Genomic DNA, 11,389 nt, shown 5'->3' on the forward strand with positions numbered 1-11,389 from the left:
GAGTATTATTTCTCTCTTTATGGCGTTCGTAAGCCTTGAGCTGGCGCTTCAGTTCCTTTTTAATCGCGGGTTCTGGAGCATATTTTTCTTCCCAATCATCTGGTTTTAAGATTTTGTGGGTCACTGGATCAAAATGAGCCTTGCCATCTGGGAAAATTTTCCCCATATTGGCCTGATGAACAATGTCAAAAATACGTTCTGGGTCCACCCCCATCAAGACAAAACTACCGTAGGTAAAATAAAGCGTGTCAATCAGGGCATCCACCTGCCCTACCAAATCTTGCTGGGCAGGTGTCTTCTTAGCTACCTTATCTGCCGCCTTATCAAGAGCTTGATGAAGTTGCGATAGAGCTTGACCAAAGTCCTCTTCAGAAGTGCTGGCAGCTCGAACAAACTCCACCAATTCTTCTATTTTAAAACCAGCCCTATGGGTTGCACCTTCTAAATCCCAAGCTCGAGGTTCTTCTTGGGTCCGTTCATCCATCATGTGGTGGAAGGTCTTGACCTTATTGAAATGATAGTCACGGCTGACAAAGACTTTTTCTGAAGACAAAACACCAAAATGTTCCAAGGCCTTATGGATTCCGTCTTGCTGATTGCTGGTGGTAATGTGCTTAGCAACTTCCTTGACACTGCTACTACCATTTCCCATAGCAACCGACATCCCAACACCTGCCAGCATTTCTAGGTCGTTATCTGAGTCACCAAAGGCCATGACTTGGTTGAGGTCAAAGCCATATTCTTTTCCGACTCGGCGTATACCTTCCAATTTTGAATTTCCTTGATTGATGACATCTGCTGCAAATGGATTGCTACGTGTCAATTTCAAGTCTTCAAAATCAGCTGCCGCCTTCTCAGATTCTTCTGGCGTCATCAGCATCAAAACTTGGTAGATAGGCTGATTCATCAGATGAAGCAGGTCTTCTTCCTTTTGGGGAACAACCTTGCTGACCATGCGATTAAAGGAATGACTCACCGTCCGAGTTAAAACAGAGGGAACGAAGCGACTGATTCGTTGAGAAAAAGAACCCAGACCAAAAGACATGATTTTAGAACCTAGCATGGCATCCTTGGTCCCTAGGGCAATCTCCTTGCCCTCTTTTTTAGCATAAGTAATGAGCTGGCGCAAGTGTAACTTAGAAATCGGGCTCGTGAACAAGACTCTGTCTTTAGTAAAGATATACTGGCCATTATAGGTTACCGCAAAGTCCAAATCCAAATCGTCCATCAATTCCTTAACAAAAAAAGGTCCTCGTCCTGTCGCTACGCCGACAAGTACCCCTTGTTCTTTGACGATTTTAATCGCGTCCTTAGTGGATTTCAAAACACTCTTGCGATCGTTGACCAAGGTTCCATCGATATCAAAAAAAACAGCTTTGACTTCCATCCTATCCCAATCTCCCCTTTTGTGATACAATGATTATACCACATTTCAGAAAGAGTGAGTAAATCATGCCTAAGAAAATCCTTGTTTTACATACGGGTGGGACTATTTCCATGCAGGCCGATGCTTCTGGTGCTGTTGTGACGAGTTCAGATAATCCCATGAACCATGTGTCCAATCCCCTCGAAGGAATCCAAGTCCACGCTTTAGACTTTTTTAACCTACCAAGCCCCCATATCAAACCCAAACATATGCTGACCCTCTACCAAAAAATCAAAGAGGAAGCAGATAACTACGATGGTGTAGTAATTACACACGGAACCGATACTTTGGAAGAAACAGCCTATTTCCTTGACACCATGGAAGTTCCCCATATGCCTATCGTTTTAACAGGTGCCATGCGCAGCTCCAACGAACTCGGTAGTGACGGTGTTTATAATTATCTGAGTGCTTTAAGGGTGGCTAGCGATGACAGGGCTGCTGATAAAGGAGTTTTGGTCGTTATGAACGATGAAATCCACGCTGCCAAGTATGTCACCAAAACACATACGACTAACGTCAGCACCTTCCAGACTCCAACACACGGGCCACTTGGCCTCATCATGAAACACGAAATCCTCTACTTTAAAACAGCTGAACCCCGTGTCCGCTTTGACCTTGATCACATACAAGGATTAGTCCCTATCATCTCTGCTTATGCTGGTATGACAGATGAGCTGATTGATATGCTTGATTTGGAACAATTGGACGGTTTGATTATCCAAGCCTTCGGTGCTGGTAATATTCCCAAAGAAACGGCTCAAAAATTAGAAAGCCTTCTGCAAAAAGGAATCCCAGTCGCCCTGGTTTCCCGATGCTTTAACGGTATCGCTGAGCCTGTTTATGCCTACCAAGGTGGGGGCGTGCAGTTGCAAAAATCTGGTGTCTTCTTTGTTAAAGAACTCAACGCCCAAAAAGCCCGTTTGAAACTCCTCATTGCCCTCAATGCCGGACTAACAGGGCAGGCTTTGAAAGACTATATGGAAGGGTAAGTCTCTTCTCCAGAAAGCAAAATCAGGAAATCTACACGACTCCCTGATTTTTCTATTTACGTTTTCGTGTTGAGCGACGTTCTGTCAAACCATGAGGTAAGAGAACTTCACGTTCTTCCAACTCTTCCTTGTGCATAATCTTAGTCAACATACGCATACTAATGGCACCAAGGTCATAAAGAGGTTGGGCAATAGTGGTCAAGTTTGGACGGGTAAAGCGTGAGATTTGTGAATCATCACTAGTAATGATTTCAAACTCTTCTGGCACAGACACACCCTTATCAGCAAGGCCGTTCAAGACTCCTGCTGCCAACTCATCACCTGTTACAACTGCTGCAGTTGCATTTGATGAAATCAAGCGTTCTGCCAAGGCATAGCCATCTTCATAAGTGTATTTGGATTCAAATACCAATCCTTCGCTATAAGAAATTCCTGCTTTTTTCAAGGCTTCCTTGTAGCCAACCAAACGAACCTTACCATTGATGTCATCCACTAGTGGACCGCTAACGAAAGCAATGCGCTCATTTTCTTTAGCAAGGTAGGTTACTGCATCAATCGTTGCTTGTTTGTAGTCAATATTGACACTTGGAAGCTGATGTTCTACATCCACAGTTCCTGCAAGAACAACTGGTGTTCGAGAACGAGAAAACTCTGAACGAATTTTTTCAGTCAAGTGGTACCCCATAAAGATGATACCATCTACCTGCTTAGAAAACAGGGTATTGACAACTGAAACTTCCTTGTCATCATCCTCATCACTATTAGCAAGGACGATATTGTACTTGTACATTTCAGCGATATCGTCAATCCCTTTAGCAAGCGTTGAGAAATAGCCATTGGTAATATTTGGGATCACCACACCGACAGTGGTTGTCTTTTTACTTGCAAGACCACGCGCCACAGCATTTGGACGGTAATCCAAACGATCAATCACCTCAAGCACTTTTTTACGAGTATTCTCTTTTACATTCTTATTGCCATTGACTACACGGCTAACCGTCGCCATTGAAACTCCTGCTTCACGGGCGACATCATAAATCGTTACTGTATCGTCTGTATTCATTCCATTTCCTTTCTATATCATACCTCACGAGACTCCAAAAAAGAGACGGTATGAAAATTTCGTTTTCATAGTTCTACTTATTCCATTTTATCACTATTTGTAAACACTTTCAAGCTTTTTTGAAGATTATTTGAAAAAATTTCATAGAAAGCTATGTTTATGAAGAAAAAATTACCTTTTCTTGATTTTTAATCCTATTTGCTGTATGATAAGGGAAAAGAAAGGGGGCAGAAATATGGCTTTTACCAATACCCACATGCGGTCAGCTAGTTTTGGCATTGTTACCAGCTTGCCTGATGACGTTATTGACTCTTTTTGGTATATCATCGACCATTTCTTAAAAAATGTCTTTGAATTGGAAGAAGAACTTGAGTTTCAATTGCTTAATAACCAAGGAAAAATTACCTTCCACTTCTCAAGTCAACATCTCCCTACAGCCATTGATTTTGACTTCAACCACCCTTTCGACCCTCTTTATCCCCCCAGAGTCCTAGTTTTAGACATGGACGGTAGAGAGACTATCCTCCTCCCAGAAGAAAATGACCTATTTTAATACTCAATGAAAATCAAAGAGCAAACTAGGAAGCTAGCCGCAAGCTGCTCAAAACACTGTTTTGAAGTTGTGGATAGAACTTAACCATACCTACGGTAAGGCGACGCTGACGTGGTTTGAAGAGATTTTCGAAGAGTATAAAAACTCTAGCCTTCAGTTGCAAGTGACTGAAAACTAGAGTTTTTTTATTTTTTCAAAGCATTATACAAGTTGCGGATCGGTTGCTTTAATGTAGGATGGATAAAATGAGGCGCAATTTCCTGTAAGGACTCAAGGACAAAAAGGCGTTCCGCTATGTAAGGATGAGGCAAGATAAGGTCATCTGTATAAAGGATCTGGTCCTCCACAAAGAGCAAGTCCAAATCAATCAAACGAGGTCCCCAATGTACTTCTCTCACCCGTCCCATCTCTGACTCAATAGCTAACAAGGTCTCTAATAGCACTTGGGCAGGCAACCATGTTTCTACTTCAACCACTTGATTGGTAAAGCTATCCTGCTCCACACAACCCCAAGGCTCCGTCGTCAAGACACTGGACTCTTTGAGAATATGGATACCTCGATTTCGCATTTTCTCAATGGCTTGTTTCAAGTTTTCTCGCTTATCTCCCATATTGCTTCCTAGGGCGATAAAGGCCCGTTGCTTGCGGCGATGAATGGTTACCGAGCAAGTATCTAGTGGCAAATGCACCGGTGCCCAAGGTTTTTTCAGTTCCAACTTAATTTCTTGGACAAGAGGATAAGCCTCAAAAGTACGTTCCACCAGTTTATAAGCTACCGTTTCAATCAAATCTTCACTCGTTTCCTGAAACCAAGTCGTCCACTGCTGACACAGTTCTCCGTAATGGACAGAAGCTGTTAAATCCAAGTCTGTAGCCGCCTTGGTCATATCATAGGATAGGATGGCTGAAACGACAAACTTCTGCCCCAATTCTTTCTCACTAGGAAAAAGACCATGATAGGCAAAAATTTCCAAATCCTTAATCTGCAGTTGATCCATAATGATTCCTTTCTAGAAAAATCCGCTTCAAGCGGATTCTTTTTATAGTCAATGAAAATCAAAGTGCAAACTAGGAAGCTAGCCGCAGGCTGCTCAAAACACTGTTTTGAGGTTGCAGATGGAAGCTGACGTGGTTTGATTTTGATTTTCAAAGAGTATTATAGTCCCATTAAACGATAAGCCTGGTCTCGGAGGTCCTTATCTGTTTCAAATAGACCACGAGCTACTGTCGTCAAGGTTGCTGTGCCTGGTTTTCTGACACCACGCATACTCATACACATATGCTCCGCCTCAATGACAACAAAGGCTCCTTTAGCACCTAGATAGTCCATCAAGGCATCGGCTACTTCGATATTCAAACGTTCTTGAATTTGCGGCTTTTTAGAATAAACTTCAACCGTACGGGCTAGCTTAGACAAACCTGCCACACGACCATCTGGAATGTAGGCAATATGTGCTCTCCCATAAAATGGCAAGAAGTGGTGTTCACACATGGTATGGAAAAAGATATCCTTTTCTACTACCATGTTATCGTCAATAATCTCAAAGGATTTTGACAAATGTTCCTCCGCTGTTTGACCAAGACCTGAAAAAATCTCTTGGTACATACGAGCGACACGAGCAGGTGTTTCCTGCAAGCCCTCGCGGTTAGCGTCCTCTCCCACAGCCTCGATAATCATTTTTACAGCTGTTTCAATCTTTTGTGTATCCATTTTCGTTCTTCCTCTCCATCAGATAGGCTCTCACTTGGCTCAAGAAATACAAGGAACCCGTGACAATCCTAACTGTTTTTTTCTCTTCTTTTTTATCTGTCAATTTCTGCTCTAGAAAATCCTGCCAATCTTGGTAGCTGAGATTTCTAGACTTAGCTGCCTCTTTCAGCACGCTTTCATCAGTCGCCCGACTATCGTCAAAATGTGTCAGGGTAAGCTCGGTATCTGGGATTTGCTCCAACAAGTCCAACATATCCTCCAAGGCCTTGGTTTTGATACAAGTAAAGAGGATTTCCTTATGATAATCCGCAAAGCGTTCTTGCAAGGTTGCTAATAAAGCCTTGATAGCATGGGGATTGTGGGCTCCATCCAAGATCATCAAGGGGTCACTAGACACAACTTCCAAACGCCCTGGCCAACTTGTTTCTCCCAAGGCTTGAGCAAGCAAAGTATTAGCTGGTAACTCTCGACCATCTTCTTTACAAAAAGTATCAAGTAAAGCTATGGCCATCCCAGCATTCTCTATCTGGTGCAAACCAAGCAGGCTAGTCTGGAAGCGCCCTTGTCTGACAGAACTGGTATAGTCAAAGACTTCCCCTGTCACCACACTTTCTTGATGACGAACCTGATAATCTGTCCCGTAGGCAAATCTCGGCGCAGCTTTCCCTTCCGCAATGCGGTCAATTACAGCCAAAGCTTCTGGAGCGATACGACCTGTTACCAAGGGAATACCTTGTTTGATAATACCAGCCTTCTGCTCTGCTATGGCCTCCAAGGTGTCACCAAGTAGGGCTACATGGTCCAGTCCAATGGTTGTGATGCCTGTTAAAATTGGCTGACAGACATTTGTACTATCTAGAAGTCCACCCATGCCCACTTCCATGATAGCCACATCTACTCGCTCTGAAGCAAAGTAGTCATAGGCTATGGCTGTGATAATCTCAAACTCGGTTGTGCCCTGTAAACTAGCGGCCGCTCCCCCCTCCAGCAAAGACTGATAGTCTGCCATGAGGGCTTCTAATCTAGCCTCTGGGATAGATTCTCCATTGATGCTAATCTGATCTGTGTAATGAATGAGATAGGGCGAGCTGAAAACACCAACTCTCAGGCCTAGCTTTTCCAGCATATTTTTCAAAAAAGCAATGGTAGACCCCTTGCCATTGGTTCCTCCGATATGGATAACCTTGAGTTTGAGATGGGGATTTCCACGCAAAGCTAACAATTCCACCATGCGTTCCAAGCCAAAATGCGGTTGGTCGGTCCGATAGTGGGCAATCCACTGATTATTTTCAATTTCTTTCATCTTATTTATATTGTTTTAAATCTAAATTTTCCGCATCATCAGCTAGACGAATGGCGGAGGCAATTTCAACTGCCATCCTGTGACTAGCTACATCATGCACGCGCACCACTTCTACACCCTGTCTCGCAGCAATACTGGTTACATGAGCCGAAGCCGTATCTCGATTGCGGAAACCAAGTTCTGTCTCAGGATTGACTTCAAAACCATTTTCTTCTAGGATATTGATGACAAACCGCTTACGCGAAACTCCAAGAAAGATTGGATAGCCTTTCTGATGTAGTTTATCCAAGTCCCGTAAAAGAAGCAGATTTTCTTTCTTGGTCAGACCAAAGCCGATTCCCGGATCCAACAGGATATTTCCTTGTGCAATTCCAGCTTGATTTGCTCTCGCTAGAGCTCGTTCAAAGAAAGCCTCCATCAAGTCTTCGATTGGCAATTTTTCAAAGTCCGCTAACTCTTCCACTGTAAAAGCTTGACCAAAACCAAAATGAGGGAAGATGAGCGAGCTAGGGTGCTGAGGTCGTGCCATAACTGGATTAAACATGATGACTACTTTCGCACCAGCCTTAGCAACCACATCCGCCATTTTTTCATCTCCCATGAGGCCTGTAATATCATTGACTAGATTGGCTCCAGCAGCCAAAGCAGCTTCTGCTACTTGACTTTTCCAAGTATCAATGGAGATGAGGACATCACTTTCCTTGCGAATAGCTTTAATCACTGGAACCACACGCTGGATCTCCTCTTCTATCTCAACATAGCTACTACTTCCCGGCCGAGTCGATTCTCCGCCGATATCTAGCATGCTAGCCCCTTCTGCTATCAATTTACGAGCCTGCTGGAGTGCCTGCTCAAGAGCAAAAAATTGACCACCGTCCGAAAAGGAGTCTGGGGTTACATTGATAATTCCGCAAATAGCTGTTCTTGCATAATTTGCTTTACTTGACATATCGGTCACTCCCTCAAGGCTTTTCATCATATTATTTCTCTATTTTACCATAAAAAGAAAAAGATGTACACGATTGCATTCATCTTTTTCCCAGTAGAAACAAGTAAGCAATTGTCAAAAATCTTAAACAGAAATCCCTAATGTCCGACTCAAAATCACCACGAGAGCCAACAAACAGAAAACAACCCCATTAACAATCATGTGAAGTAAGATAGACATTTCCAAACGTTGGGTTTTATAAACTGTCCAAGTTAGCACAGTTGACATTCCTCCATAGATAAGAAGAGAAGGTAGATTTGTCGGTAAATGAAGCAAGGCAAAGATAATAGCACCGACTATATAACCCACATTTTCTTTACCACGAAAGAGTTTTTTAGGAATCACTCCTCGACATAAAATCTCCTCACAAATAGGAGCTATTAGAACCAGTAAGAAAAAACTGGAAATTAAGGAACTATTCTGGACCAAATCATTAATATTTGATTGATTGCTGGTTGTTGTTTCATTCATCAAACGTAGCAAGACCACACCAAGAATATTAAAGGCAAGAATCACTAGATAGCTTAAGGCCAATCTAGCCAAATCCTTAGCCTTGAAAAACGATAAACCAAAACTAGCCAACTGTGTTTTCCTAGCACCTATTATAAATACAGTTAAAACCACAAGAGATAAGGCCCCTACTAATAGTCCAGCTTGAAGCAGTGGAAATTTTCTGCTAGTTAGAAAAGTTGCTAGGGCTAAAGGAAGCTGAGAAAACAAAAGCCCTACTAGAAAGATTATTAACCACTTCACCCTGTTTAATACTTCACCCCAAATATTCTTTTTTATCATCAATCATACTCCTACCATTCAATCAAAATCACCTACCTAGTTTGAAGCAATTTTCAAGTAACTATAATATAAAAAGGGGAGAACCCCTTTTTATATTATAGCATTTATAGTGCCATGCTGATATAGTTAAGGATAAACAAGGCATCCAAAATCCAAATCATGACATGAATATCTTTAGCTTGACCTTTGACAAGCTTAGTCAAAGTGTAAGTCAAGAAACCAACTGCAATCCCTTGGGTGATAGAGTAGCTGAATCCCATAAAGATAGATGTGAAGAAAGCAGGAACCGCTTCAGACATATCGTCCCAATGGATATTTTTCAAGCTAGCCAACATCATAATCCCAACGATAATCAAGATTGGAGCTGTAGCGGCTGTTGGTACAATCGCTAGAAGTGGACTAAAGAAGCTTGAAATTGCAAAACAGATTGCTACAACCAAGGCTGTCAAACCAGTACGTCCACCTGCACCGATACCAGCAGCAGACTCAATATAAGTCGTTACGTTCGAAGTACCAGCGATGGCACCAATTGAAGTACCAATCAAGTCAGAGTAAAGTGCCTTGTCCAACTTAGCTGATTGGTGATTTTCACCATTTGTCGCTACGATACCAACTTTTTCACCTGTACCGATCAAGGTACCAATTGTGTCAAAAATATCTGTCAATGAGAAGGCAAGAATAGCCATCAGAGTTTCAGGCAAGCGAGCTGTATCTGAAATCAAAGCTCCCAAACCTTCTGAACCAAGAGCTGCACCAAAAACTGTCTTCAAGTCTTCAAAGGCTGCACCAACATGGTTATTAGCAAAATCGATACTAGACAAATCTACCAAACCAACTGCAATAGCAAGAACAGTTGTTGTCAAGATAGAGAGGATAATTCCCCCTTTAATTCCTTTGATAACAAAGAAAATTGTGATAGCAAGTCCTGCAAGAGCCACCAAAACAGCTGGATTATTAAAGCTGACCAATCCTGGAACTGCTGAAGAGTTTGCTGTAATCGCTGCTTGAGCCTTGTCAGCTCCTTCTCCTGCAACCGTATAATTGCCTGGATCGATAGAGAATTTCAAAAGTCCAGCATTCTTAATTCCCACATAGGCAAGGAAAACACCGATACCAGCTGAAATAGCTGAGCGAAGGGCATTTGGAATCGATTCAATGATCATTTTACGAACATTTGTCAAGGTAATAATCAATGAGATAATCCCACAGATGAAGACCATAGCTAGGGCTTCTTGCCAAGAATAACCAAGTCCAAATACGACTGTGAAGGTAAAAAAGGCATTAAGCCCCATACCTGGCGCTTGAGCATATGGCAAGTTGGCGTAGAAGGCCATCATCAGGGTACCAGCAACTGCACCGATAATCGTTGCGAGGAAGACACCCTGAGCAGGCATTCCTGTTTGCGAAAGAATTTGTGGGTTTACAAAGAGAATATAACTCATTGCAAAGAAAGTTGTTAAACCAGCGAGAACCTCTGTACGAACGTCTGTACCGTTCTCTTTTAGTTTAAATAATTTGTCCATTATCAATCTCCTTTTAATTTTTACGAACAATAGTAGAATTATATCATTTATCATTCACTTTTTCAATATCTTTGTTTGATTTATTTAATAAAATGATGGAATTTCTTTTTTGTTTGGAATCTGCTTTTCTCTCTGCTTTTTGCTATAATAGTAGACATCTTATCTGGAAAGACACTAGAAAGGTTCATATGACGAAAAAAATTATTGCAGTTGACCTAGATGGAACCCTGCTCAACTCAGACAGTCAGATTTCTGACTTTACCAAAGAAATCATTAAAAAAGTTACTGAAAAAGGCCATCAGGTTATTATTACGACAGGTCGCCCTTACCGTATGTCAAAAGATTTTTACCGTGAACTAGGCTTAGACACTCCTATGATTAATTTCAACGGCTCCCTTACTCATTTACCAGACCAAGTTTGGGACTTTGAAAAGTGTTTAACGGTAGACAAGAAATATCTTTTAGACATGGTTCGACGTTCAGAGGACATTCAAGCCGATTTTATCGCTGGAGAATACCGTAAAAAATTCTACATTACAAATCCTAATGAAGAAATTGCCAATCCCAAACTATTTGGTGTGGAAGCTTTCCAGCCTGAAGATCAACTTCAGCCTGAGTTGGTAATCAAGGATCCTAACTGTATTCTGTTGCAGACCAGAGCCAGTGACAAATATGCCTTGGCAAAAGAAATGAACACCTTCTACCAACATCAACTTTCTATTAATACCTGGGGAGGTCCGCTCAATATCCTTGAGTGTACACCAAAAGGTGTCAACAAGGCCTTTGCTTTGGACTACTTGCTCAAGGTAATGAACCGTGACAAAAATGATTTGATTGCCTTTGGAGATGAACACAACGATACCGAAATGCTCGCTTTTGCTGGGAAAGGTTATGCAATGAAAAATGCCAATCCTGAGCTACTCCCCTATGCAGATGAGCAAATTTCCTTGACAAATGACCAAGACGGTGTTGCCAAAACCCTGCAAGACTTATTCTTATAACCTATACTGATACTCAATGAAAATCAAAGAGCAAACTAGG

Annotated in this window: 11 protein-coding genes; 3 read left to right on the top strand and 8 right to left on the bottom strand. The window is 42.0% G+C overall.

Annotation, left to right across the window (positions count from 1 at the left end; genetic code table 11):
* On the bottom strand, nt 1–1,387 hold a 1,387-nt coding region (locus tag HMPREF1048_RS08595), incomplete at its 3' end, for a Cof-type HAD-IIB family hydrolase (RefSeq protein ID WP_000453113.1).
* Between the two features lie 65 nt (nt 1,388–1,452).
* On the opposite strand from HMPREF1048_RS08595, the gene HMPREF1048_RS08600 reads away from it, so the two are divergent.
* Nucleotides 1,453–2,415, top strand: coding sequence for an asparaginase (locus tag HMPREF1048_RS08600; RefSeq protein ID WP_001124770.1), 963 nt, complete (start codon nt 1,453–1,455; stop codon nt 2,413–2,415).
* Between the two features lie 52 nt (nt 2,416–2,467).
* Here HMPREF1048_RS08600 and ccpA read toward each other — a convergent pair whose 3' ends face one another.
* Nucleotides 2,468–3,478, bottom strand: coding sequence for a catabolite control protein A (ccpA, locus tag HMPREF1048_RS08605; RefSeq protein ID WP_001090627.1), 1,011 nt, complete (start codon nt 3,476–3,478; stop codon nt 2,468–2,470).
* Between the two features lie 235 nt (nt 3,479–3,713).
* On the opposite strand from ccpA, the gene HMPREF1048_RS08610 reads away from it, so the two are divergent.
* Nucleotides 3,714–4,031: a DUF960 domain-containing protein gene (locus HMPREF1048_RS08610; RefSeq protein ID WP_000886035.1), complete on the top strand. Its 318-nt coding sequence runs from the start codon at nt 3,714–3,716 to the stop codon at nt 4,029–4,031.
* A gap of 185 nt (nt 4,032–4,216) precedes the next feature.
* On the opposite strand, the gene folK is transcribed toward HMPREF1048_RS08610, so the two are convergent.
* The 6 genes from folK to HMPREF1048_RS08640 all read right to left on the bottom strand — a co-directional run bounded on the left by folK (nt 4,217) and on the right by HMPREF1048_RS08640 (nt 10,348).
* A complete protein-coding gene (gene folK / locus HMPREF1048_RS08615) occupies nt 4,217–5,029 on the bottom strand; it encodes a 2-amino-4-hydroxy-6-hydroxymethyldihydropteridine diphosphokinase (protein ID WP_000372514.1) in 813 nt (270 codons plus the stop codon).
* A gap of 158 nt (nt 5,030–5,187) precedes the next feature.
* A complete protein-coding gene (gene folE / locus HMPREF1048_RS08620) occupies nt 5,188–5,742 on the bottom strand; it encodes a GTP cyclohydrolase I FolE (RefSeq protein WP_000380931.1) in 555 nt (184 codons plus the stop codon).
* A complete protein-coding gene (locus HMPREF1048_RS08625; RefSeq protein WP_000658384.1) occupies nt 5,723–7,045 on the bottom strand; it encodes a bifunctional folylpolyglutamate synthase/dihydrofolate synthase in 1,323 nt (440 codons plus the stop codon). Before HMPREF1048_RS08625 ends, folE begins: the two co-directional genes overlap by 20 nt.
* Nucleotide 7,046: 1 nt before the next feature.
* The gene (folP, locus tag HMPREF1048_RS08630; protein ID WP_000978148.1) at nt 7,047–8,024 is read right to left on the bottom strand and encodes a dihydropteroate synthase; all 978 of its coding nucleotides are present in this window, start codon (nt 8,022–8,024) and stop codon (nt 7,047–7,049) included.
* A 93-nt stretch (nt 8,025–8,117) separates the two neighbouring features.
* Nucleotides 8,118–8,825: a CPBP family intramembrane glutamic endopeptidase gene (locus HMPREF1048_RS08635; RefSeq protein WP_000592383.1), complete on the bottom strand. Its 708-nt coding sequence runs from the start codon at nt 8,823–8,825 to the stop codon at nt 8,118–8,120.
* A 104-nt stretch (nt 8,826–8,929) separates the two neighbouring features.
* Nucleotides 8,930–10,348, bottom strand: coding sequence for an NCS2 family permease (locus tag HMPREF1048_RS08640; protein WP_000359258.1), 1,419 nt, complete (start codon nt 10,346–10,348; stop codon nt 8,930–8,932).
* Nucleotides 10,349–10,536: 188 nt separating this feature from the next.
* Here HMPREF1048_RS08640 and HMPREF1048_RS08645 point away from each other — a divergent pair, with 188 nt between their 5' ends.
* Nucleotides 10,537–11,349 (top strand): Cof-type HAD-IIB family hydrolase, encoded by an 813-nt coding sequence (locus HMPREF1048_RS08645; RefSeq protein ID WP_000162339.1) that lies wholly within the window; start codon nt 10,537–10,539, stop codon nt 11,347–11,349.
* The last annotated feature ends 40 nt before the right edge of the window (nt 11,350–11,389 follow it).

Origin of the sequence: Streptococcus mitis SK575 (genome assembly GCF_000257865.1) — a bacterium.
Lineage (GTDB): Bacteria > Bacillota > Bacilli > Lactobacillales > Streptococcaceae > Streptococcus > Streptococcus mitis_CQ.

Coding starts and splice junctions, on each gene's coding strand:
- HMPREF1048_RS08600 (WP_001124770.1), top strand. CDS start 1,453: ATGCCTAAGAAAATCCTTGTTTTACATACGGGTGGGACTATTTCCATG.
- HMPREF1048_RS08645 (WP_000162339.1), top strand. CDS start 10,537: ATGACGAAAAAAATTATTGCAGTTGACCTAGATGGAACCCTGCTCAAC.
- HMPREF1048_RS08640 (WP_000359258.1), bottom strand. CDS start 10,348: ATGGACAAATTATTTAAACTAAAAGAGAACGGTACAGACGTTCGTACA.
- HMPREF1048_RS08625 (WP_000658384.1), bottom strand. CDS start 7,045: ATGAAAGAAATTGAAAATAATCAGTGGATTGCCCACTATCGGACCGAC.
- folP (WP_000978148.1), bottom strand. CDS start 8,024: ATGATGAAAAGCCTTGAGGGAGTGACCGATATGTCAAGTAAAGCAAAT.
- ccpA (WP_001090627.1), bottom strand. CDS start 3,478: ATGAATACAGACGATACAGTAACGATTTATGATGTCGCCCGTGAAGCA.
- HMPREF1048_RS08610 (WP_000886035.1), top strand. CDS start 3,714: ATGGCTTTTACCAATACCCACATGCGGTCAGCTAGTTTTGGCATTGTT.
- folE (WP_000380931.1), bottom strand. CDS start 5,742: ATGGATACACAAAAGATTGAAACAGCTGTAAAAATGATTATCGAGGCT.
- folK (WP_000372514.1), bottom strand. CDS start 5,029: ATGGATCAACTGCAGATTAAGGATTTGGAAATTTTTGCCTATCATGGT.
- HMPREF1048_RS08635 (WP_000592383.1), bottom strand. CDS start 8,825: ATGATAAAAAAGAATATTTGGGGTGAAGTATTAAACAGGGTGAAGTGG.